This window comes from Pantoea sp. X-Soil-OKNW-556, assembly GCF_059730695.1.
Genome location: NZ_AP035991.1, coordinates 581,856 through 604,964, shown reverse-complemented (window position 1 = coordinate 604,964; position 23,109 = coordinate 581,856). Strand labels below are relative to the sequence as shown.

At 55.3% G+C, this 23,109-nt stretch carries 23 protein-coding genes; 10 read left to right on the top strand and 13 right to left on the bottom strand.

Going from position 1 to position 23,109, the window contains the following annotated elements:
- Position 1: 1 nt before the first annotated feature.
- From AC6I8T_RS23510 to AC6I8T_RS23500, 3 genes are all read left to right on the top strand, one after another.
- Entirely contained in the window at positions 2 to 685 is a 684-nt protein-coding gene (locus tag AC6I8T_RS23510; RefSeq protein WP_415175452.1) for an ABC transporter permease, read from the top strand.
- Complete coding sequence (locus AC6I8T_RS23505; protein WP_208726004.1) at positions 685 to 1,461, top strand: ABC transporter ATP-binding protein; 777 nt, start codon at positions 685 to 687, stop codon at positions 1,459 to 1,461. The genes AC6I8T_RS23510 and AC6I8T_RS23505 overlap by 1 nt, the downstream gene beginning before the upstream one ends.
- A 389-nt stretch (positions 1,462 to 1,850) precedes the next feature.
- Complete coding sequence (locus AC6I8T_RS23500; protein WP_497834497.1) at positions 1,851 to 2,246, top strand: response regulator transcription factor; 396 nt, start codon at positions 1,851 to 1,853, stop codon at positions 2,244 to 2,246.
- 2 nt (positions 2,247 to 2,248) lie between these two features.
- Here AC6I8T_RS23500 and AC6I8T_RS23495 read toward each other — a convergent pair whose 3' ends face one another.
- The 3 genes from AC6I8T_RS23495 to AC6I8T_RS23485 form a co-directional block, all read right to left on the bottom strand.
- Positions 2,249 to 3,028 carry a molybdate ABC transporter permease subunit gene (locus AC6I8T_RS23495; RefSeq protein WP_208726002.1) on the bottom strand — a complete coding sequence of 260 codons (780 nt, stop codon included), beginning with the start codon at positions 3,026 to 3,028 and terminating at the stop codon, positions 2,249 to 2,251.
- Positions 3,025 to 3,951 (bottom strand): extracellular solute-binding protein, encoded by a 927-nt coding sequence (locus AC6I8T_RS23490; RefSeq protein WP_497834496.1) that lies wholly within the window; start codon positions 3,949 to 3,951, stop codon positions 3,025 to 3,027. Before AC6I8T_RS23490 ends, AC6I8T_RS23495 begins: the two co-directional genes overlap by 4 nt.
- A 113-nt stretch (positions 3,952 to 4,064) precedes the next feature.
- Complete coding sequence (locus AC6I8T_RS23485) at positions 4,065 to 4,625, bottom strand: DsbA family protein (protein WP_208726553.1); 561 nt, start codon at positions 4,623 to 4,625, stop codon at positions 4,065 to 4,067.
- 286 nt (positions 4,626 to 4,911) lie between these two features.
- Between AC6I8T_RS23485 and AC6I8T_RS23480 the strand changes: the two genes are divergently transcribed.
- Positions 4,912 to 5,181 carry a hypothetical protein gene (locus AC6I8T_RS23480; protein ID WP_208726000.1) on the top strand — a complete coding sequence of 90 codons (270 nt, stop codon included), beginning with the start codon at positions 4,912 to 4,914 and terminating at the stop codon, positions 5,179 to 5,181.
- Between the two features lie 121 nt (positions 5,182 to 5,302).
- Entirely contained in the window at positions 5,303 to 6,319 is a 1,017-nt protein-coding gene (gene ahr / locus AC6I8T_RS23475) for an NADPH-dependent aldehyde reductase Ahr (RefSeq protein ID WP_497834495.1), read from the top strand.
- 67 nt (positions 6,320 to 6,386) lie between these two features.
- Here the strand turns inward: ahr and AC6I8T_RS23470 are convergent, their stop codons facing one another.
- The 3 genes from AC6I8T_RS23470 to AC6I8T_RS23460 form a co-directional block, all read right to left on the bottom strand.
- Positions 6,387 to 7,667, bottom strand: coding sequence for an RHS repeat domain-containing protein (locus tag AC6I8T_RS23470; RefSeq protein ID WP_497834494.1), 1,281 nt, complete (start codon positions 7,665 to 7,667; stop codon positions 6,387 to 6,389).
- Positions 7,668 to 7,777: 110 nt separating this feature from the next.
- Positions 7,778 to 9,529 (bottom strand): DUF2534 family protein, encoded by a 1,752-nt coding sequence (locus tag AC6I8T_RS23465; RefSeq protein WP_497834493.1) that lies wholly within the window; start codon positions 9,527 to 9,529, stop codon positions 7,778 to 7,780.
- Positions 9,530 to 9,559: 30 nt separating this feature from the next.
- Complete coding sequence (locus AC6I8T_RS23460) at positions 9,560 to 9,958, bottom strand: DUF2946 domain-containing protein (protein ID WP_208725996.1); 399 nt, start codon at positions 9,956 to 9,958, stop codon at positions 9,560 to 9,562.
- 179 nt (positions 9,959 to 10,137) lie between these two features.
- Here AC6I8T_RS23460 and AC6I8T_RS23455 point away from each other — a divergent pair, with 179 nt between their 5' ends.
- On the top strand, positions 10,138 to 11,079 hold the full coding sequence (locus AC6I8T_RS23455; RefSeq protein WP_497834492.1) for a D-2-hydroxyacid dehydrogenase: 942 nt from the start codon (positions 10,138 to 10,140) through the stop codon (positions 11,077 to 11,079).
- 101 nt (positions 11,080 to 11,180) lie between these two features.
- On the opposite strand, the gene glsB is transcribed toward AC6I8T_RS23455, so the two are convergent.
- Entirely contained in the window at positions 11,181 to 12,104 is a 924-nt protein-coding gene (glsB, locus tag AC6I8T_RS23450) for a glutaminase B (RefSeq protein ID WP_208726551.1), read from the bottom strand.
- A 146-nt stretch (positions 12,105 to 12,250) separates the two neighbouring features.
- Here glsB and AC6I8T_RS23445 point away from each other — a divergent pair, with 146 nt between their 5' ends.
- On the top strand, positions 12,251 to 12,601 hold the full coding sequence (locus AC6I8T_RS23445; protein ID WP_208725994.1) for a cupin domain-containing protein: 351 nt from the start codon (positions 12,251 to 12,253) through the stop codon (positions 12,599 to 12,601).
- Between the two features lie 17 nt (positions 12,602 to 12,618).
- Positions 12,619 to 14,013, top strand: coding sequence for a H(+)/Cl(-) exchange transporter ClcA (clcA, locus tag AC6I8T_RS23440; RefSeq protein ID WP_208725993.1), 1,395 nt, complete (start codon positions 12,619 to 12,621; stop codon positions 14,011 to 14,013).
- 49 nt (positions 14,014 to 14,062) lie between these two features.
- Here clcA and AC6I8T_RS23435 read toward each other — a convergent pair whose 3' ends face one another.
- Positions 14,063 to 15,256: an L-talarate/galactarate dehydratase gene (locus AC6I8T_RS23435; RefSeq protein WP_208725992.1), complete on the bottom strand. Its 1,194-nt coding sequence runs from the start codon at positions 15,254 to 15,256 to the stop codon at positions 14,063 to 14,065.
- Positions 15,257 to 15,446: 190 nt separating this feature from the next.
- On the opposite strand from AC6I8T_RS23435, the gene AC6I8T_RS23430 reads away from it, so the two are divergent.
- Positions 15,447 to 16,460: a LacI family DNA-binding transcriptional regulator gene (locus AC6I8T_RS23430; protein ID WP_497834491.1), complete on the top strand. Its 1,014-nt coding sequence runs from the start codon at positions 15,447 to 15,449 to the stop codon at positions 16,458 to 16,460.
- An 84-nt stretch (positions 16,461 to 16,544) separates the two neighbouring features.
- On the top strand, positions 16,545 to 17,006 hold the full coding sequence (locus AC6I8T_RS23425) for a heme-degrading domain-containing protein (RefSeq protein WP_208725990.1): 462 nt from the start codon (positions 16,545 to 16,547) through the stop codon (positions 17,004 to 17,006).
- A 93-nt stretch (positions 17,007 to 17,099) separates the two neighbouring features.
- Here AC6I8T_RS23425 and AC6I8T_RS23420 read toward each other — a convergent pair whose 3' ends face one another.
- From AC6I8T_RS23420 to AC6I8T_RS23400, 5 genes are all read right to left on the bottom strand, one after another.
- The gene (locus tag AC6I8T_RS23420) at positions 17,100 to 18,413 is read right to left on the bottom strand and encodes a cytochrome c (protein WP_497834490.1); all 1,314 of its coding nucleotides are present in this window, start codon (positions 18,411 to 18,413) and stop codon (positions 17,100 to 17,102) included.
- Positions 18,414 to 18,415: 2 nt separating this feature from the next.
- Positions 18,416 to 20,185, bottom strand: coding sequence for a GMC family oxidoreductase (locus AC6I8T_RS23415; RefSeq protein ID WP_208726109.1), 1,770 nt, complete (start codon positions 20,183 to 20,185; stop codon positions 18,416 to 18,418).
- Positions 20,186 to 20,203: 18 nt separating this feature from the next.
- A complete protein-coding gene (locus AC6I8T_RS23410; protein WP_497834489.1) occupies positions 20,204 to 20,932 on the bottom strand; it encodes a gluconate 2-dehydrogenase subunit 3 family protein in 729 nt (242 codons plus the stop codon).
- 250 nt (positions 20,933 to 21,182) lie between these two features.
- Entirely contained in the window at positions 21,183 to 22,007 is an 825-nt protein-coding gene (locus AC6I8T_RS23405) for a sugar phosphate isomerase/epimerase family protein (protein WP_497834488.1), read from the bottom strand.
- 15 nt (positions 22,008 to 22,022) lie between these two features.
- The gene (locus AC6I8T_RS23400) at positions 22,023 to 23,036 is read right to left on the bottom strand and encodes a LacI family DNA-binding transcriptional regulator (RefSeq protein WP_497834487.1); all 1,014 of its coding nucleotides are present in this window, start codon (positions 23,034 to 23,036) and stop codon (positions 22,023 to 22,025) included.
- Positions 23,037 to 23,109 lie beyond the last annotated feature (73 nt).

The following is a 23,109-nucleotide window of genomic DNA, read 5'->3' as shown; positions in this document are numbered from 1 at the left end:
GATGGATTTTTCCTTTTTGCAGCACACTCTGGTGGCGCTGCTGCGCGGATTACCGCTGACGCTCAATCTTGCCGTGCTGTCGCTGGTTGGCGGTGGCGTGCTGGCGCTGCTGCTTAATCTGCTACGTCAGAACCGAGCAGGCAGTTACGTGGCGCGTTTTTACGTCTGGCTGTTTCGTGGTACGCCGCTGCTGATCCAGATTTTTATGATCTACTACGGACTCGGCAGCTTACCGGCGGTGCGCGAAAGTATTTTCTGGCCGCTGCTGCGTGATCCTTACTGGTGTGGCCTGATCGCGTTAATTCTTAATGATGCGGCTTATACCTCAGAAATTCTGCGCGGTGGTTTGAACGCGGTAAGCGTGCAATCGCTGGAAGCGGCGAAGGTGTGCGGCATGTCGCGCTTCACCACCCTGCGGCGCATCACGCTGCCGATTGCCATCCGTCAGGCGCTGCCGGCGTATAGCAATGAAATCATCTCGATGATCAAATCGACCTCTCTGGTCAGTACCATCAGCCTGATGGAGATGACTGGAATTGCCGATTCGATTGTCTCCGAGACGTTCCGCGCGCTGGAGGTGTTTCTCAGCGCGGCGATTATTTACCTGCTGCTGACCGTGCTGGTGAGCAAAGGTGTGGCGCTGCTGGAGCGCCGTTTGTCCCCTTACTACGCTGGAGCACGTTAATGAGCAAACCGACTATCGCCCTGAGCCATCTCAGAAAAAGTTACGGTGGCCATGAAGTGCTGCACGACATCAGTCTGACGGCGCAGGACGGCGACGTGATTTCGCTGATTGGTGCCAGCGGCTCGGGCAAAAGTACCTTGCTGCGCTGTATTCCGTTCCTCGAAGTGCCGCAGGGCGGTGAAATTGCGGTGGGTGATGAGTTGGTCACCATCGATAACCCGCATGAAAAGCTGAATCGCGAGCAGCGTCGCAGCATCAAATTGATGCGTATGCAGCTTGGTTTTGTCTTCCAGAGTTTCAACCTGTGGCCGCATAAAACTGTGTTGCAAAACATCATGGAAGCGCCGGTCCATGTGCAGAAACGCAGCCAGAAAGAAGCGCTGGAGGAAGCCGAAGCGTTGCTGCATAAAGTTGGCCTGTATGAGAAACGCAACGCCTGGCCGTCGCAGCTTTCGGGTGGTCAGCAACAGCGGGTGGCGATTGCCCGTGCCCTGGCGCAACAGCCCAAGGCGATTCTGTTCGATGAACCCACCTCAGCACTGGACCCGGAACTGGTGGGTGAAGTGCTGCGCGTAATCCGTGGTCTGGCGGAAGAGGGGCGTACGATGATTATCGTCACCCATGAAATGGGTTTTGCCCGTGATGTTTCCAATAAAGCGGTGTTTTTGCATCAGGGTAAAATTGAAGAATCCGGCTCACCGCAGCAGGTGTTCAGTGACCCGATCTCGCCACGTTGTAAGGCCTTTGTCAGCAGCCATCTGCACCGTAACAGTTAATATGTAGCGGCGCGATTTATCGCGCAATAAATCGCGCCGCTACACGATGATACCTCCGGTGCAGGGAGGGCTTTTATCCCCGCGCCTCACCTTCCTGTTGTCTGAAAAATTTCGTTATAAAAAAAAGTGACATTTATCTCATCAGCGTAGCGCGGAAATAACGCGACCACTGAGGTGCTGGAGTCAGGCACCAACACGTCCATTATTGTTGACCCTAGGCGAAGTCACTGTTTTTTAAGGTGGAACTATTATTGCGACCGGTTATGGTCACCACGGAAAACTAAGCGCGGCGGCAGGTTGTTTATCTGGTGGAGATGCGGCTACGCGCAGACTATTATCAGCCCTCGCGGCGCGGGATTAGGCTGATATTTCAACTGCGGGGTAGTTTGATGAGTGCATTAATCTGGCTGGTGGACGACGATACACCATTACGCGAATCCATCGCGTTCCTGTTAAAAACGCTCGGTTACGACGTGGTGGATTTTGCCGAACTCGGCGGATTTGAAGCCTGTCTGCCCGACCCTGATGCGGAGCCTTTTTCGGGGTGTCTGTTACTTGATGTCCCGCTCGCCGATTTTAATGGCCCCGGTTGGCTGGAAGAGAACAAGCGGCGGCATCCGTTGCTGCCCGTCATCATGATGGCCGATCATGATATCCCGGAAGCTTTTCGCCAGGATGCTTTTGCCGCCTTTACCAAACCGCTTGATGTTGAGCAACTGCTGGAGAGTATCAAACAGGCGATGGCGGAAAGCGCGCGACGTGTTGAGAGTTGGCGATCGGGATAATGTTAAACCAACACGTTTTTCCCTTGCTGCAACCGTCGCGAAGTGACGAAACACAGCAGCGGCACCGGCAGGGTAAAAAACAACAGCAACCACAACAGCACGTAAACCGCATCGACACCGTCATTTTGCAGGTTGTTGTACAGTTGCACCGGCATGCCTTGGGGAAAGTAAGCAAAGATCATCACAATGCCAAATTCACCCATGGCGCGCACCCAGGCGAGGGCGGTCGCTGAAGCCAGACCCGGCGCGGCAATCGGTACTGAGAGCCGCCAGAAACGTTGCCAGGGCGGTGCGCCGAGGGTACGTCCGGCTTCGAGAATCTCTTTTGGTACGCCGGCAAAGGCGGAACGCGCGGCGGTGACAAAATAGGGCAGTGCGCCATACCATTGCGCCAGCACAAAGGCTGCCGGGTTATTCACCAGCGTCATCCCAAAACGGCCAAGCAATTCGCCGGCCAGGCTGTAAGGCCCATAGGCGCTGACCAGCAAAATCCCCATTGCCAGCGGCGGCGTCAACAGAGGGATTAGCACCACCAACTCCACGACCAGGCGCGCTTTGCCACGCGCCTGTGACAGCCACCAGGCCACCGGTAAACCGCTGATAAAAATCAGTAGCAAGGCCACCGCCCCCAAACTGAGCGACGTGGCGATGGCATGGCTATCGCCCCACGCCAGCCGCAGATGTTGCCAGTGCGTCACACCAATCAGGGTGACGAACGGCACCGCCAGCAGCAGTAAGGCAGGGAGGGAGAGCCACAGCGCGGTGGGCTGGCGTTTTCTCATTGCGGGTACAAGGCTCCGCCTTTCGGTGCGGCATAGCCATTCTGTTTAAACAGCGCCTGGCCCGGCTGACTCAACATAAAGTCGACGAAGGCTTTCCCGGCGGCGGTGCCATTCGGGGCATTCTTCAGCACGGCTGCGTAGTACACCATCGGCTGGGTATGCAGCGTTTTATCGTTGCCCTGGCTGTCTTTCACCTGGAAGCTGACGGTGTCATACCACTGTTTGGCTTGATCCGGGTTACTGAGGTTGATCTCATCCGGCAGTGCAATGTAAGGCAGATGGGCGGAGATCACTTCGCTTTCATAACCGGCAGCGGCATCCACCTGTCCACTTTCCAGACGCGCCAGCAGGCCACCTTCCAGGTGAGTTTGCGCCGGGTTCTGTACGCCGCCCATGATTTTTTCTGCAATACCCGGCTGATGGTAATACTTCTCAGCCAGCAGCAGGGTAAACACGATGTTCTGACCTTTCGGATCGTTAATGGGGTCGGTGCGGCCAAATTTCAGACCTGGCGTTGCCAGTACCTTCAGCCAGCTGGCATCGCTGCCTTTGGCGTGTGCGAATTGCTGGGCATATTTCCCTTTCGGGCTATAGGCGATCACCATGCTGGTACTGGCGACCGGGACGGCGGTATCAATCAATCCGGCATCCTTCAGGATCTGCATCGGGCCGGGGGTGATGGAAACAAACACATCGGCGGTGATTTTCTTACTCGCCAGTAACCGCGCCATACCGTAAGCGCCCTGACCTTGACCCTGATAGTTGCCATTATGCTCTTTAGCAAAGGCTGGACCTAAAGCCTGGTCCATCACTTTACCCATCGAACCGGCGTAAGTGACGCGAATGTCGGTATTCGCCAGAGCATTGAGACTGACAGTTGCGCTCGCGGTGAGCAGTAGCGCGCTAAGAAGTTTAGATTGCATTCCATTTCTCGCTATATAATTAGGTAAATAACGATTAACAGGATAACCCCTTAAGGGCAAGGGGTAAACTATTGCGAAATATAGCGAAAGGCCCGCACCGGCGGGCCTGAAGGTCAGGCAAGGATGCGTTTTGCCCAGGATTCAATCTCATCACCGCTGCCAATATCCAGTTGCACCAGCCCGTTGACAATAAAGGTTGGCGAAACGTGGATACCGTTCTGACGCGAATATTTGCAGTGCCATTTGATTTCATTCTGCAATTCGGCACGGTCAAAGGGCGCGCGGGCATTGATGCCGCTGTACTGCTCCAGACGGTCGATGATCTGATTTGGCGTGGTATCCATATTCGGTCCACGCGCGTGATCGGCGAACTCAAACTCTTCACGGTGATCAGCCACCGCTTTTAACACCGCTTTGGCGGCGGCTTTTCCTTCCGGCAAGGTGGATGCCGCGAGGATATAGCGCACAATCAGACCGGAGTACATATGCCAGGGTTGTGATTGCAAACGGATTTTCAACGTCATCTGATCTTCGCCGACCAGATTAAGCAAGGCATCGAACTTATTAAAGGCGCGAACGGAATACGGGCAGGTGGGTTCAAGAAACACTTCAAACACCTTCGGGCCGTGGCCCCACACCAGTGGATCGGCATGCAATGCGGTTGACTGACTCATCATGACTCCCTTGAGTGAGAAAAAGTTTTCCTACTTTGACAAAGCGTTGCGGTGACGACCAGCACAAGCTAAGGCTTTTTTGTTACAAAGCCATTCTCTTCCGTCATAATCCGTACCAAAGAAAAATCAGGTTACAGATCCGAGATCTACGAAATAGTCAGGCACTGCGCCGTCTGCGAGTGAAATAACCAACTATAGTTATCTTACTTTCTCTCTTTCAGACGCCGCGTTCGCCGCGCCTTTTTAACTCACTTGCCCGGAGCCGATAGCAAAAAAGAGGTTTACTGTGTTTGCCGATATTTCCTGGAAAAACATCCATCAGGTAATCAGTCAAACGATCGCGGAGATGGTGGATGAGCAGCAAACGCTGGATGTGTTAACCCTGCGTGGGCGGTTAAGGGAAATGGCCGAAAACGAAACCGATGAAGAGATGGTGCTGTGCTACTGGCAGGCGATGAAGGTGTTGACGCAGTTACCGCCTACGGTGACCGCCAGCCAGTTGATCGAAGCCGCACGTCATGCTTTTCGCAGTCCAATCAACCACGATCCGCTTTAACCCTGCGTGCTTTTCAACGCAACAGCAGCAGGTGCTGACGTAATCGCATGATTATTCGGCATAAAAATGGGAGATGGTTTGATAGACTCCTGTCATCAGAGACCAACCACTGAGGACAGCGATGAAAATTACGAGCTATGCCGCCATGCAGGCGGGTGAGGCGCTGGTGCCTTACGAATACGATGCCGGTCCACTGGCTGCTGAGGATGTGCAGGTCGAGGTGGACTACTGTGGCGTCTGCCATTCCGATCTTTCAATGATTGATAACGAGTGGGGCGGCTCAACCTATCCGTTGATTGCCGGTCACGAAGTAATTGGCCGGGTAGTGGCATTGGGCGATGCGGCGCAGCATAAAGGCTTGCGCCTTGGTCAGCGTGTTGGCATTGGCTGGACGGCCAAAAGCTGCCAGCACTGCGACGCCTGTATCAATGGCGATCAGGTTAACTGCGAGAATGGCAAAGTCTCCACCATTAATAACCACGGTGGTTTCGCCAGCCATTTGCGTGCCAACTGGCAATGGGTGATTCCGCTACCGGATGCGCTGGACATCGCGACAGCCGGTCCGTTGCTGTGCGGCGGCATTACCGTATTCAAACCGTTGCTGATGAACAACATCACCGCCACCAGCCGTGTCGGAGTGATTGGTATTGGCGGCCTGGGGCATATGGCGATCAAATTGCTGCGCGCGATGGGGGCAGAAGTCACTGCTTTCAGTTCCTCTGCGGCCAAAACCGACTCTATTCTGGCGATGGGGGCCGATCGTGTGGTGAACAGCCGCGATCCTGAAGCGTTGAAAACGCTGGCCGGGCAGTTCGATCTGATTATCAGCACAGTCGCGGTGGATCTGGATTGGGCACCGTATTTCCAGGCGCTGGCGCGTCAGGGCAAGTTCCACACCGTGGGCGCGGTGATGAAGCCGTTCGAAGTGCCTGCGTTTAGCCTGATTGTCGGCGATCGTGCGGTCACGGGTTCGTCGACCGGTTCGCCGGGACAATTGCGTTCGCTGCTGAAGCTGGCATCGCGTGCCGATATCGCGCCAACGGTGGAAGAGTTTCCGATGTCGCAGGTGAATAAGGCGCTCGATCACGTACGCGCTGGTAAAGCCAATTATCGCGTGGTGTTGAAAGCGGATTTTTAATCATTAAGGTTAATCATAGCGGCGCGATTCCGGCGCGCCGCTATGCCAGAGAACAAACAGGTTTAAATCACCTGGGGTGCCCGAGCCCGGACGAGGAAGGACGAAAAGGACAATTTCTGTATTGATGGCGTGTAAGATTACCTTTGTTCTTGAAGGCAGCACCACACTCCAGGCAGAGCAATTTCTCCTGCTCCTGATGTGTTTTAGCGTGAATGTTCAAACTAACAGGGGTGGTGTAATACTTATTGCATCCAGGATGTGAACAAAGAAGCTTTTCACGGGCAGCGTGTATTTTTTTATGGTTTGTTAAATAAGCTTGATTGGTAAACCGACTGTCGCATGATGGCCAGTCGCAGGCAAACGCCTTCTCTCCATGTACAATTTTCACATGTTTATTCAATTTATATTTGGTGTCGAATTTCTTACCGCATCCAGCCTGTGAGCACAGGTGACCCTCCGTCGGGTGCTCCATTCTTCCATGATTACGTAAGGCGCTGAGTGCAGAAAAAGATTCGGCGCAGTGGCTACAAACATACTTGTTCTTAACCACCGTGGCTGCCTGTTCTGAAGACGTAGACCGGGAGGTGTCGTCAGTGAGATCGACCACAGCGGGTAACTCTGCTTGAGGTGGCTCTATGCTCAAGGCCTTTCTAAGGATCGGGTAATACTGGGCATTGTCGACACTGACAGCATTGGTTTCTGACGTTGATGGTCCCGGCTCTGGTGCTGTTTCAATTACTGGCTGGAGAGATTGCCGTCCGGCAGGCGTCACTTCAATGAATGATTCTTTTATAGCTTGTAATAACAAATCCTCTTCCATCCTTCCGTCCCGATCAAACAGGGTGACGGGATTGTTGCTCACCATGCGGAACAGGTTTAGCCCGTCAACGGTGCCCGCCGGATCGCTATTCAACCAACGCATCAGCCAGGGGGCGTAGTAACGCCAGCCATAAGCCATTAATCCGGTCGCATCACGTTCTTTTCCCGCATAGCGCTGGAATTTTATCTCTGCACCTGTCTGATTTCCGGTTAACCAACTGGCGGTGCCGCCAAAAGGATACCAGGTTTCCTGGCTGACCCTGTCACCCTGTGAATCCATGACCAGGCTGATATTTGCGAGGCGATCGCACAGGTTAAAATGCGCCCTGGTATCGCTTCCTTGCTGATAAATACGGCAGTTTCCTGACACCAGCACCTGTAGCCGTGACGCTTCTCTGGCGCGGGTAGCGGATATACGGATCTCCAGATCTTGCAGATAACGTACCTGCTGTTGTTGGTGTGTGTGGTGACGTTTTAAACTGCGCTCGCCGGGTGCGGCATAGCGATAACACTCCTGATTGTAGGACATACGTTCTCTCCTGATGAGAAAGCAGCAAACGTAAATCAGCGGGTGTCTGTTAAATATATTGAACCGGTCATAGCAACGCGATTTTATCGCGCCGCTATGGCCAGTTAAGTTTATTGCTGTGACTCGTCCTTCTCGCCAAGGAACCAATACCACAGTGGGATCGACATCAGCGCGGTAAACACCGTGGTATACAGCGCAATCATAAAGCCCTGCGTCAGATACATTGCCAGCGACCAACGCCCGAACGGAATACCGTATTGATCAATCACCCCACCAATGATGGCATTGCTGATCACCGTCCCCACAATCAGCGCCAGCACGCACAGCCCATAAAGGAAATGGCGCATCTCCTTGCGTTTCACGGCAAAACGCGCGCGAATAATGCCAAGCGGCGATTGCTGGGAAGCCAGCAACGTCTGTTGATCAACCGGCTGGCGCTGTTGTTTGCGCCAGCGCAAAATATCAACCAGCAAAAATGCCAGCAGGCTGATCCCCATCACCGGCAACGCATAGCCCAGCGCCAGCGCTACCAACAGGCAGGCACCTTGCACGTAATGAGGTAGCGCCAGCCAGGCGGCGGTGAGGGTTTGGGTTGGGCTGGCTTCGGCCTGCTGCGGGCGGCGCAGCCACCACATGCGGTAACCCAGTACAATCATGGTGCACAACCCAAGACCAAACGCCGCTAACAACAACTGATTTGCCAAACCGAACAACACGCCCATATGCGCATCCACCCCCCAGCGCGTTAGTCTGGCAACCAACGGGAAGCGATCAAACCAGACATGATCGACAATGGTGAAATCCTGCGGATTAACCGAAACGGCATCTACCTGAGTTGGCCAGCTACGATCAATTTCGCTCACCGTCCAGGCTTTACCGACGCTTTTCGGCTGACGCAGTTCAACTTTGGCGGCTGAGATACCGTTGGCACGCGCGGCGTTGAGTACGCGGTTCCAGTCAGCATCCGCTTGGTTCACCGGTCCCTGTTGTACGGGCATCACCATCGTCGACATATCCATCCCCGGCATACTTTGATGGTCGGCATGGGGATCGGCAGGACGAGTCGGTTCATCGTTATTCAGCGCCGTGTTGACCTGCGGTGTCAGCCAGTTCAGTTCGGTACGCCAGCGATCGATATTGCCGCCTGCCCACTGTGACCAGGTCAGCCCGGTTACCGAGAAAAACACCAAACCAAGGAGCAACGTCAGGCCGAGGGTGATATGCCAGTGGCGGCTGAAGGCAAAACGTCCTCGCGGGGCTTTCGCTTTACGGCGCGGGCGCGTACCCAGCCACAACAGCACGCCGCCCACTGCGGCCACCCACAACCAGGATGCCGCCAGTTCACTGTAATTACGCCCAAAATCACCCAGCAGCAGGCTACTGTGAAGCAGGTCCAGGGTGGTGCGCAGTGGCAACACGCCGCTGGTGCCGTACACCGTCATATCGCCTTTCACCTGCAAGGTATAAGGATCGATAAACACCGCTCGCGATTGTGACGCCCCCAGCGTCGGGTCGCTAAATTGCACCCGCGTGGTATCGCGGGCTTCGGGGGCCGGGCGTACCGCATAGATGCGTTTGTTCTCTCCGGCATAAGCACGGGCAGCCGTGATTTGCGCCGACAACGGCTGCGCCTCGCCGTTGGGTTGCACGTACAGCGCATCTTTATACAACAGGTTTTCCAGTTGCGGCGTCAGCACATATAAGGTGCCGCTCAGGGCGGCAACAAAGATAAAGGGAGCGACAAACAGGCCAATGTAAAAATGTAAGCGGCGTAGCAGATTAAGCACCGCGCCGCGCGGTGCCGCAGAGTGAACAACAGACAAAGCCGTCTTCCTTCCGATAAAAGAATACGTAAGCGTCATCCTGGCGGATGCGCTGCGGATCAAATCGTATCAGCAGAAGGATGTTGCTGGCGGTGCCCGTGGTCGGTGGATGCCCGTCGGGCGGCGGATCACCGGGGTGATAAGGCAGGGGAGAGGCGGCGCGCGGGAGATCACCAGCATCAACCAGATGAAGGGGATAAATACCCACATCATCAGCGGCACATGTACCAGCAGGTCACAGTAGCCGCAGGCGAACTCACCTTCGTCCATCCTGTGATGGTCCATGCCAGGCATGGCCATATCCGGCATTGCCGCGTGGTGCATCGGCATATCAGCCATCATGCTTTGCGCACGGTTTTCTCGTTCCAACAGCGTTTTCGACACTACCGGGGCGACAAACAGCAGCAACACCGCCACGATGGCGATGCAGGCAGTCAGGCGCTGGCGAAATGTGGCTGAAAACGTCATGGTAAAAACGGAGGTGACTGATTAAATTGGGCGGAAGTGTAACGCGATTACCCTGGAAGGGTTAAAAAAACTGGCGGCATTTAAGAAAAAATTCGCACCTTTTGAAAATAATCACTTAACACCCAGCTTTTGTTAACCTTAATGCAACTTAAGCAGATCACTACGGAAACAATAACGCGATGAAGATTGTTACCCTCGACGGCGATACCTTGCCGCATGCGCCACAACGCCCACATTGGTGCACCGACTGGCGCTATCGTGGCACCACCTCGCTGGCGGAGATTGTTCATGTGTTACATGATGCGGAAATAGTGATCACCAACAAGGTGCCGCTGCGTGCAGACACGCTCCGCCAGTTACCCGCGTTACGCTACGTGTGTGTCGCGGCAACTGGATACGATTGTATTGATCTGACCAGCTGTCGTGAACGCGGTGTGGTGGTGAGCAATGTGCCCGGTTACTCGACGCGTAGCGTGGCGGAGGGGGTGATCGGCTTTTTGTTTACTCTGCGGCGTCATCTGGTCGATTACATCAACCACACGCGCAGCGCCTGGCCGGCCTCAACGCATTTTTGTGTCCATCGTCAGCCGATTCAGGATATCTGTGGCGCAACGCTTGGCGTTGTGGGTAAAGGCGATATTGGCCGCGCAGTGGGGGAGATGGCACAAGCGCTGGGGATGAAGGTGCTTTATGCCGATCGCCAGGGCAGTCAGGAAGTCCGTCCGGGCTATACCTCTTTCGAACAGGTGCTGGCGCAGAGCGATGTCGTGACGCTGCACTGCCCGCTGACGCCTGAAACCAAACAGCTTATCAATCTGGCGGCGCTGGCGCAGATGAAGCCGTCTGCCTGGCTTATCAACACCGCGCGCGGTGGGTTGATTAACGAAACCGATCTGGCCCATGCGCTGCGGCAGGGCGTGATTGCCGGTGCGGCGCTGGATGTGTTGAGCAGCGAACCCCCCGCAGCCTCTCATCCCCTGTTGCAAGCAGATGTGCCAAACCTGTTGTTGACCCCGCATATTGCCTGGGCCAGCCAACAGGGCGTCGCAAACCTGCTGCGCGGCATTGAAAACAACCTGGACGCGTTTTGGCAGGGGACGGCGCGGAATGTGGTGAGTTAATGTGTTAAAACCCGCGTGATAAATCACGCCGTTACGGACGAGTGATACGGAATGCGCAGCAAACCGTAGCTGCGCGATTTATCGCGCGTATCTGGGCGTGACTAAAAAATCGATCGCCCCAGACGCTCCGTTAGCTTCTCCAGCATCACCGTTCCCGCCAGTGAGTTGCCCGAACTATCCAGTGCGGGTGACCACACCGCGATACTCATCACGCCGGGGATCACCGCGACAATGCCGCCGCCCACACCTGATTTTGCCGGCATCCCCACGCGCCAGGCGAATTCACCGGCACCGTCATACATTCCGCTGGTCATCATCAGGGCGTTCACCTGACGGGCATGGCGGGGAGAAATCACCGTGACATCCTCACCCAGGCTGCGCCCCTGATTGGCAAGATAGAAGAAGGTGCGGGCCAGCTCATTGCAACTCATTGCCAGCGAGCAGTAGTGGAAATAGGTTTCCATCACTTTGCTGACATCATTGTGGAAATTGCCGAAGGATTTCATCAGCCAGGCAATCGCCGCATTACGCGCCGAATGTTCATACTCGGAACGTGCCACCACCCGGTCATAGTTGATGTCATTCTGCTGTGCCAGACGCCGTACAATCTCCAGCATACGCAGGCGCGGTGCGGTCAGACGGCTCTCCAGCAGATCACACATCACCAGCGCCCCGGCATTAATAAACGGGTTACGCGGCTTGCCCTGTTCCAGCTCCAGCTGCACCAACGAGTTAAATGCCTGGCCCGAAGGCTCTTTGCCAACACGCTGCCAGATCTCTGGTTCGTCATATAACGTCAGTGCTACCGTCAGCGACAGCACTTTCGAGATCGACTGAATCGAAAAACGCGTATCGGCATCCCCGGCCTGATAATGGCTGCCATCGGCGGCATAAACCGCCATCCCCAGTTGATCGGGCGAGATACCGGCCAGCGCCGGGATATAGTCAGCGACTTTTCCCTGGCGGGTAAGTGGCCGAACTTCTTCAATAATTTCTTCCAGCAATGCGTTACTGAGTTCTGACACCGTGATGCTCCATGCATAGCCATTTTCGGCGGGGATGATCGGGATTTGTGTGCTGAACGTCAATTGGTGCAACAAAAAACTGTGAGCAATCAGGGTGAAGCCTGCGTTACAGTGCAGCATATTTGCAGCCATGATGAGATCCCCGCATGTTAACCAACCTGTTGCAGGCATTCCCCGCCGTCGCTCAGGCAGGCAGTGCCGAAACTTTTGAACAACTGCTTTCCGCACCCAATTTGCTTATCGAACGTATCGTGTCGACCGGTCAGGCCAGCCCGCCGGATTTCTGGTATTGCCAGACACAGGGCGAGTGGGTGTTGATCGTCCAGGGTGAAGCCGGATTGCAGTTGGAAGGCGAGTTACAGGAGCGCCACCTGCGGGTGGGGGATTTCGTTGCTATTCCGCCCGGTTGCCGTCATCGCGTTAACTGGACGTCAGCAGAACCGCCAACCGTATGGCTGGCAGTGCATTACGGAGACATCGCCGACACGGCGGCGTGAAAAAACTGAGGATGGGTATGTCTGTTACAGAAAATTCGGCACAACCGATCATGCGTGAAGGACGCTTTTTGTTGCTGCAACGTTTATTGCGGCGCGATAAAACACCGGTGGCGTTGCTATTGTTGGCGGCGCTGGTTGGGGTGCTGACCGGGCTGGTGGCGGTGGCATTTGATAAAGCGGTGAACTTCATTTTTGCTTCGCGGGTGAACTGGCTGACTGACCAGGCGGATAATCCGCTGTTGAATGTCTTGTGTGCCTTCTTTGCCGCCGCGCTACTCGGGGCGTTAGGTTACTGGCTGGTGCGACGTTTTGCGCCAGAGGCAGGAGGCTCCGGCATCCCTGAGATTGAAGGGGCGCTGGAGGAGTTAAGGCCGGTGCGCTGGTGGCGCGTGCTGCCGGTTAAATTTATCGGCGGCATGGGGGCGTTGGGTTCCGGCATGGTGCTGGGACGCGAGGGGCCGACGGTGCAGCTGGGCGGCAATATTGGCCGCATGTGTCTGGATATGTTCCGGGTGAAGTCTTCTGAATCGCGTCATACCCTGCTGGCAACCGGTGCGGCGGCAGGACTCGCGGCGGCGTTTAATGCGCCACTGGCGGGTATCCTGTTTATCATCGAGGAGATGCGCCCGCAGTTTCGCTACAGCCTGATTTCAATTAAAGCGGTGTTTGTCGGTGTCATTATGTCGAGCATCGTGTTTCGGTTGTTTAACGGCAATGAGGCGATTATCAATATTGGCCAGTTAAAGGATGCGCCGACGCAGACGCTGTGGCTTTATTTGCTGCTGGGTGTGGTGTTTGGGGGCTGCGGCGTGGCGTTTAATCGCCTGATTTTCTGGACTCAGGATCAGTTTCAGCGTTTGCATCACGGACGCACCACCCCGTGGGTACTCTGGGGCAGCCTGCTGGCAGGCATATGCGGTGTGTTGGGGCTGGTGCTGCCGGAGGCGATTAGCGGTGGTATTACCTTGATCCCGGATTTCTCCGCCGGTCATTTCACTGCCCTTAGCTTGTTTGCCTTGTTCGCCCTGCGTGTGGTGATCACCATCTGCTGCTTTGCCTCCGGTGCGCCTGGTGGGATTTTCGCGCCGATGTTGACGCTCGGCACCTTGTTAGGCACCTGTTTCGGCCAGCTGTGCGCCCACTGGTTTCCTGGCTATCAGCTGGAAGCGGCGACCTTTGCTGTCGCCGGAATGGGAGCGTTGTTTGCCGCGTCGGTGCGTGCGCCACTGACCGGGATTGTGCTGGTACTGGAGATGACCAATAACTATCAACTGATTTTACCGATGATCATCACCTGTCTTGGCGCAACGCTGGCGGCGCAATTCTTCGGCGGCAAACCCCTGTATTCCTCGCTGCTGGCCCGTACGTTGGCGAAAGCGCAACGCAGCGAGAATATGCCTGATAAGGCGTGATGTCACACGTAGCGGCGCGATAAATCGCGCCGCTACGAATGGCGACCGATCAGGGGCGTTTACCCACGCTGTGCGTCAATGTGGTCCAGCGCCGCGCCTGTTCGCTCAGGCTGAAGCCGAGGCCGTGGCGGTCAGAGATCCACATCCGCCCGTCACGCAGCTCCAGCTGTTCATTAAACAGCGGATTGAGCCACTCAAAATGTTCCAGCCAGGGTTCAATCGGATAGGTCGCCGCCAGGTGAATATGGATTTCCATGGCAAAATGCGGTGCCAGCTTGCGTCCGTGGCGTGCGGCCAGATCCATAATCTTCAAAAAGGGCGTGATACCGCCGACGCGCGGCGCATCGGGCTGCACAAAGTCGCTGGCGTTACCGAGGATCAATTGTTCATGCTCGCGGAAGCTGGTGAGCATCTCACCGGTGGCGATCGGGGTATCCAGCGCGGCCGTCAGGGCAGCGTGCCCCTCCACATCGTAAGCGTCCAGCGGTTCTTCAATCCATACCAGATTGAATTGTTCCATTTTACGGCCCATGCGGATGGCGGTTTCACGATCCCACTGCTGATTGGCATCGACCATCAGCGGGAAATCGTCGCCTAATGTCTGGCGTACTGCCGTCAGGCGACGCAGATCCTCGGCAGTATTGGGCTGTCCGACTTTTATCTTGATGCCACCAATGCCGTTTTCGCGTGAGATCGCCACGTTCTTGATCACCTGATCAAGCGGGGTGTGCAGGAAGCCACCAGAGGTGTTGTAGCACTGCACCGAATCACGATGCGCACCGAGTAGTTTCGCCAGCGGGAGCTGGGCGCGGCGTGCTTTCATATCCCACAGCGCGATATCGAACGGAGAAATCGCCTGTACCGCCATGCCACTACGGCCTACCGAGGCACCGGCCCACAGCAGTTTAGTGTAGATCTTGTCGATATCGTTGGGGTCTTCCCCGAGCAGGGCATCTGCGATTTCACAGGCGTGAGCATAAATACCCTGGCCCCCGGCACGTTTGGAGTAGCTAAAACCAATGCCTTCAAAACCATCACGGGTGGCGATCTCCGCCACGATGATCGCCACTTCGGTCAGCGGTTTTTGGCGCCCGGTCAGCACCTTGGCATCGCTTACCGGCGTTGCCAGCGGCAGGAAGGCCAGCGACAAATTGACCCAGACAATGCGATCGCCGCTCTCGGCAGCAGTGCCTGAACCCTGAGCTTTCGCATAACTCACTGCGGTGGAATTAACACCTGACATATGATTCTCCCGTTAAATGATTGCGCTAACATTTTTGTGCTGAGAGGACTATGCGCCATTGTTACCCACCATTAATGTATTGCAGATCACACTTTCATCATTCTTGTGATTTTAATGATAGCCCTAACATTAACCGGGTTGTTTCGTTTTGCGTTATGCTGTGCACCTTCCATTCTGATTCTGAGCTGCCATGAAACAACGCAACCCGGCGCGCAAAAGTGCGCCTACGCTGGAGGATGTGGCGCGAGTCGCCGGCATTTCGCCGATGACCGTCAGCCGTGCGTTAAATTCGCCCCAGCAGGTACGTCCCGCTACCGTGGAGAAAGTGCTGGCGGCGGTGAATGCCACCGGTTATATCCCCAATGCGCAGGCAGGCAGTCTGGCCAGCAATCGCAGTCGTCTGATTGCCGTGGTGGTGCCGCAAATCAATAACAACATGTTTGTCGATACCATCCAGAGTCTGAACGATACGTTGAGTGCGAACGGCTACCATATGCTGCTGTGTGTCACCGGTTATGGCACCGAAACCGAGGCAGAAACCGTCGCCACTTTGCTGTCGCGACGGCCGGATGGCATCGTTCTGACCGGTATCCATCACAGCAGCCAACTGAAGAAAGTGTTACTTCAGGCTGATGTGCCGGTGGTGGAAATTTGGGACATGACGCCGACGCCGATAGATATGCTGGTGGGTTTCTCGCATGAAAAGGTGGGGGCGCGTGTTGCGGCTTATCTTGCGGATCGTGGTTATCAACGCCCGGCGTTGATTTGGACCGATGACCGTCGTGCGCTGCAACGTAAGCAAGGCTTACTGGAGGCGCTTCAGACGCAGGGTATAGCACCGCTGGCGGATGCGGCGGTCGCGCTTCCGGCATTGATGGTACGTGGACGTGAGGCCTGTGCCGAGTTGCTGAATGCCGATCCTACGGTGGATGTGATGGTGTGCAGTTCCGATACCCTGGCACAGGGGGCGTTGATGGAGGCACAGGCGCGTGGTTTGGCTGTGCCGCAGCAACTGGCGGTGATTGGTTTTGGCGATCTCGATTTTGCTGCTGCAAACTTTCCAGCGATTTCGACGGTGAGAGTTGACCGACAAGCAATGGGACGACTGGCGGCGCAGCAGCTTCTGACGTGTTTGCAGGGGGGCGCTGTCGCCACCCCGATTATCGATATGGGCTTCGAGATGATTTCTCGCGCTTCCGGTTAAGCCGTGTGATCCTTTTCACTTATGAAAAATATTTTCCATGTTATAAAATGTGGAAATTATATTTCATATGGAGAGGAAGTCACTATGTCATCATCGCCCAGTCTGGAAAGCCTGTTACAGCAGGAAGCGGAACATCGTCTGCCGCAGTTTGATTTTGACCTCGCCTGGCAGATTGGCCAGCGCATTCAGCAGCGTGCGCGTGAAGCGCAGGCACCGGTGTCCATCGAAGTCTATGGGTTTGGTCAGGTGTTGTTTCTGGCGGCGTTGCCAGGTTCCTGTGCGGAAAATCTCGAGTGGATGCGCCGTAAACGTAATACCGTGCTGCGCAGCGGTCACTCTTCGCTGTACGTCGGGATGCTCAATGAGCAGAAAGGTGAACGGATGGAAAAACAGGCGTTTATCAATCAGGCGGATTACACCGATCACGGTGGTTCTTTCCCACTGCTCAATCCGCAAGGCGCGGTGTTTGGTGCGGTAAGCGTTAGCGGTTTACCGTCAGAAGATGATCACGCATTAGCGCTGTGGGGCATTGCTCAACTGCTGTGATGAAAATCCGTAGCGGCGCGATTTATCGCGCGTATTTTCATTTTTATCGCGATAAATCGCGCCGCTACGGTTCCTGCCTGACAGACTTGATGATTACTTCATGGCCGGTGTTTGTAATTTGTCTCCCGCGCCGGTGGTTCGACGTCGCGTTGTGACATCGCTGGCCTGCACTTCCCCCGCCTGGTTACCCCAGGAGTTCCGCACGTAATTCAGTACATCCGCCATCTCCTGGTCATTTAATTTCCAGGCGAAAGCGGGCATTCCGGCGGCGGTCGGGCGGCCTGTAGTATGCGGTGCGCGCGCACCATCCAACAACGCATGGATCATGCTGGTGGGATCGTTCAGCATCGCGCTGTTACCGGCAAAGGCGGGTACCATGCCATGAATCCCTTCACCCGCCAGACCGTGACATGCTGAGCAATCAACTTCATAACGCAGGGCCGCCAGGTCGTGACGGGTTTTATTCATCTCGAAGTGGGTGGGTTGCGGCGTTGTCGAAGCTGGCAGACTGCGCAGATAGGTTGCGATAGCTTTCAGATCCTGGTCGTTGAAATACTGCGTTGAATGTTCAACCGCTTCGGCCATTGGCCCGGCGGCCACACTGGTGCCGTTAGAGCCGGTTTTCAGGTAATCAGCGATCTCTTCGTCCGTCCACTTGCCGATTCCGGCATGGGGATTTGGTGAGATATCCGGCGCATACCAACTGCCAAGATTGCCGCCCTGCAAATACTGGCTACTGATTTCACCGCCAAGAGCATTACGTGCCGTATGGCAGACGCTACAGTGCGCCGGACCATCGACGATATATTTGCCGCGGTTCCACTCATCGTTCTGCGCGCTTTGCGGTTGAAATGCGCTGTTGTCAAAGAACAACAGGTTCCAGCCCGCCATCGCCAGACGGATGTTATACGGGAAATGCATCCCGGCATTTTCGTCGATGGCATTTTTCACCGGTTTCTGCGCGGAGAAATACGCCCAGAGATCGTGCATGTCCTGATCGCTCATCTGGGTGTAGGCGGTGTAAGGCATGGCCGGGTACAGGAAGCCGTGTTTACCGCGTCCCTGACGTACCGCATTGAAGAAATCGCGTTCGGTCATGTTGCCAATCCCGGTGTCGCGATCCGGGGAGATATTGGACGTCAGTAACGCGCCAAATGGGGTATCGATTTTATATCCGCCGGAGAAGTCTGCGTTGTGGCAGGCGGCGCAGTCGGCGAGACGCATCACGTATTCACCGCGTTTGATGGCAGCATCGTCATTGCTGTGAAAATCCGCCAGTTGCACCTTATTGTCAGCTACGTCCGAGCGTGCGCTATCCAGCACCCCCCACATTCTGCCGGTCACGCCAAGCGCTGCCACCACCGCCAGCGCTGCGAAGGTATAAGTAATCTTTTTCGCCTTAGCCATGATTACGCTCCCACCAGCGGTGCCGGATTTTTGACGTAGGTCTGGTGGATGGCCTGCGCGGCACGCACCGCCAGCGCACCCACGGTGACCGTTGGGTTGTAGCCACCGTTATTCGGAAACGCTGACGCACCGACGACAAACAGGTTGTGCGCATCCCAGCTTTGCAGATACGGGTTCAGGGCGGAGGTGGTAGGATCGGTCCCCATCACCGCACCTCCAATGGTATGGGAACTGTGCTGCATATACGGGTTCCAGCTCTTTTCCGCCTGGTTGTCCACCACCAGATGCTGACCGCCGATCTCACGCATGATGTTGATGGCGCGATCGGTGACATATTTCGCCATACGCACATCGTTCTGATTCCAGTCAAAGGTCATGCGCAGCAGCGGCTGGCCGTGGCGATCTTTGTAGTGGGTATCGAGGTCAAGGTATGCCTCACGCATCGGCATTGAGGTGCCCTGGCAGAAAATGGTGCCTGCGGTCTGGTAATCGCGCGCATAACCGGCTTTCCATTCGCTGCCCCAGCGTTTGGTGCCGGGACGTAAGCCATTCATGTTCTGAATTGGGCGGCCATTGGTGGAGAAGCCCATAATTCCGGCTCCACCGATAAAATCGAGGTCACTATGGTCAAAGTTGTCGCCGTTGAAATCGTCGATTTGCACCGCCAGCGCGCCACCGCCGATAAACGGATTCATATATTCGTTATCAAAGAAGCCGGTGACGCTGGAGCAGGTTTGATAGTTGTAGTTACGGCCAATGGTGCCGCGTCCGGTGCGCGGATCGTATTGCTCGCCAACTTGTGACAGCAGCATCAGACGGACGTTATCCATCTGATAGGCGGTAATACAGACGATATCGGCGGGCTGGAAACCTTCCACCCCTTCTTTGGTGATAAATTTCACCCCCTTCACCGTCTTACCGTCGTCGTGTTTGACCGCGTGCAGCACTTCTGTCTCCGTCAACAACGTAAAGTTGGGACGGCGCATCAACACAGGAAGAATGCAGGCCTGCGGCGAAGATTTAGAGAAGTTGCCGCAGCCGTGAAAGTCACAGAAGCCGCAGTAGGTGCAGGGGCCCATGCTGACACCGAGCGGATTGACATAAGCCTGTGACAGATTGCCTGCCGGAACGGTAAACGGGTTATACCCCATGTTTTCCGTGGTCTGGCGGAATTTGCTCATCCAGTGGGTATCTTGCAACGGCGGAGTGGGATAGTCGCGGGTGCGCGCACCTTCGAACACGTTGCCGCCTTTGCGGCGTTCGCCGTTGAGATTGCCGGCATAGCCGGAGGTGCCCGCGATACGTTCGAAGCGATCGTAGAAAGGGGCCATTTCATCGTAGGTGACGCCCCAGTCCTGCAACTGCAATCCCTGCATTTTTCCTGCACCGTAGCGCTCACGCGTACGGGTGGCGACTTCAAAATCCCACGGGGTAAAGCGCCACGACATCCCAGCCCAGTGTGTACCGGCACCGCCGACGTTCCAGCCATACTGGAAGGCTGACCAGTTACGTACCGGTGCTGCCAGTTGATCGTGGCGATTGCGGAAGGTGGTGGTTTCCACGCTCATTGGTTGCAGGATTTTACGCCGGGTGTGGAAGCGTAGTTCATCGGCATCAATTGACACCGGAAAATCGGTTGAGGTATCACGCCAGGCACCACGCTCAATCGCGACGACATGTAATCCGGCGCGGGTCAGTTCTTCAGCCATCACCGAACCGGCCCAACCCAGACCGACGATAACCACGTCAGCCTTATTTCTGATTTGTGACATTAACTCAGCTCCGGCGTATTAATCGTTGGGAATCAGACTGACAGGAATAAGCGCCAGATTTTCATTGCGACGCGTAATATAAGGACGGTAGTCATAGCGGGCGCCGGGGAAGCCAATTATTTTCCAACCCGCCATATTTTTATTGCCGCCGTAAATTGGATCCGCCAAATAGCTTTCGCGTGCGTTTTGTAGCATTAATTCAAAAAAAGCCTGGCTGTTCACTTCACGGCCTAAATCAATCTTTCCGTCTTCCATATTTGTCAGGAATTCGTCGATTTGCGGTGCGGTTAAAGTATGAAATGATGCCTGGTGATTTTTTTGCGCCCAATTCTCTAATGCGGTCAGTCCGGTTAAATAACGTTCTTTAGGTGTGGCAAGAAATTGCGGACTACCCATGATTTTCTCTTCATTTTCCGGGTGCAAAGGTGCTGCTAAATAAAGTGCCGCCCCCGTGCCATAATCTCCGGCCAGTTGGTTATCGAGAAATTCGATAGCACCGGCCTCACTGGCCGCAGGGCCCAGGTTGTCGGCAGGGATCAGGCGGTCAAAAATCGCCGCCAGATTCTGGCGATCGAGCGGGCTGATTAAGACCTGATAGCCCTGCTGCCAGGCGGGTTGCGGCAGGTGGTCGGGGCTCATTTGGGTGCTTAGCGGGACATTATGCAGCTCCTTCGCGCGCAGTTGCGGTGCAACGGCCAGTGACGCCACAATCGAACTGAGCGAAAAAAGCGCTTCTCTTCGGTTCATACAACTTTCCTTTCATCATTCCGTCTGATGACGGATACGGCAGATAAATTTTACAGAGCACGACGTTCAAAACATTCAGACGTAATTACGCCGCGCGATAATTCGCGTAGAGGCGTGGTGTTTATATTTATTCTGTAGCGGCGAAATTTATCGCGCGGTGCGAGGTGCGCGATAAATCGCGCCGCTACAATTTTTGCAGAGAGTATTTAAATATGAGGCGGGCGATTCATCATGTGGGTCGCCATTTATATTAATTAATATATGTTCTCATGCTGTCTAAACAACTGCGGGAAATATCCCACAAGTCGTGTTCCCAATGACGCGGGCTTAATAATTCTGGTGACCATACGCCGTCGTAACCGGTGGCTTTGACCGCCGCGACCCAGGCAGCAATATCAACATCGCCTTCACCCGGCGCATAGTTTCGTTGCACCCATTCATCCCAGGCTTCGTCTGGATAAGCCGCACGGCCATCACAAAAGTGGACGCCGTACATCAGGCTTTTATCCATCTGCGCCACCTCGTCAGGAGTGGTTCCACCTCCGGCGTGCAGATGCCAGAAATCGACCACTACGCCGAGGTTGTCTTTGCCGCTGCGGGCGATAAGGTCCAGTGCCTGTTGCAGGGAATTAAACGCGGTGAAGGCCACCACCTCGATTTGGAATTTGATGCCGTGGGCTTTGCCGATATCGGCAATGGCGGAGATGTTGTCGAGCAGAATGGCATCACGCTCGGCAGCAGGCAGCTGATCCAGCTCGGTCAGTGCCATAATTTGCACCACCGGGCAGCGCAGCTCCACCGCCGCCTGACAAATCTGTTCCGCTTCGCGCAGCAATTCAGCGCGTGCTTCAGGTTGGTGGCGACCGATGCGTTTTAGCGCGTTGATGCAGGTAACGTCGATGTGATGTTGCGCCATCAGCTGACGGAATGCGGCGTAACTGCCGCCATTGTCGAGATAGCGATACAGATGCTCCGGCAGAATCTCCAGACCGCTAAAACCGGTTTCCTGCGCGATACGTAACTGGGTGACGGCATTGCTGTACCAGACAGAAACGCCATGTAACGACAACTTCATCTCTCCTCCTTTCGCTTACGGCTTCAGGTGAGAGCGTCGTACACGCAATTCTCCCTGAGACCAGGCACCATCCGGTGTGGCATGTTCATCAATCAGCCGGTTAAGGGCTTCTTCAATTAACAGGTCAATCCGCTGGCTCCAGGTGGTCAGTTGCCAGCCGGGCAGGGCGGCTTCGTCAATTCCGTCGAAACCCACCACCGCCATATGTTTGTTACCCGCGCCTTCGCGCAAGGCTTCGAGCGCACCCAGCGCCAGCGCATCGTTTTCGCAAAACAGCGCATCGATGCGATCGGCAGGCGCATGTGCGTTGAGATACTCCGTCAGAACCGCGTAGCTGCGTTCCTGCGCATAACAACCGGCGGTCAGCATCTCTTCCAGTGTCAGCCCGACTTCGGTAAGCGCCTGCTGTAAACCCTCCAGCCGTTGCAAATGATTGCTGTTGGTTGCCGGGCCGCGCATGTAGCCAAAACGTGTATATCCCTGAGCCAATAGCAACTCGCCAAGCTGCTTACCGGCGTGGTGATCATCGATTTTCACCACATCAATGCCCGGTACATCGTTGTTGCGGCACAGCTGCACCAGCGGGATGTGGTGCAGGTCCTGTGCTATATCCACCAGTTCCTCGGTCAATACCGTGCCCAGAAACAACAAGCCATCAACCTGCAATTGATCGGCCAACAGCATCACCGATTTGTGGTTCTCGCTATTGGTGATGTTGAGCAACAACGCCATGTAACCGCGCTTTTGTAACTGGTTGGTCACTGTGTCGATCAACAGTAACGAGTGCGGGTTTCTCATCTCATCGATCACGACGCCAATAATGTGCGTTTTCTTCTGCGACAGACTGCGCGCCAGCAGATTGGGGCGATAGCCCAGCTCGGTGGCGACAGCCAGCACGCGTTCGCGCGCTTTGTCGGAGATGGATGCACCGGGCGTAAAGGCACGCGAGACCGTCCATTTCGACACACCAGCGTGACGTGCGACATCACTGGCGGTGGCTTTGTGAGATTTTGCGATGGGTTTGCTCATAGCACCTGCATATCGGAGTTGGCGAAAGACCCCTGCATTGAACGTGAATCCCAATCGAAAATAAACACCCAAA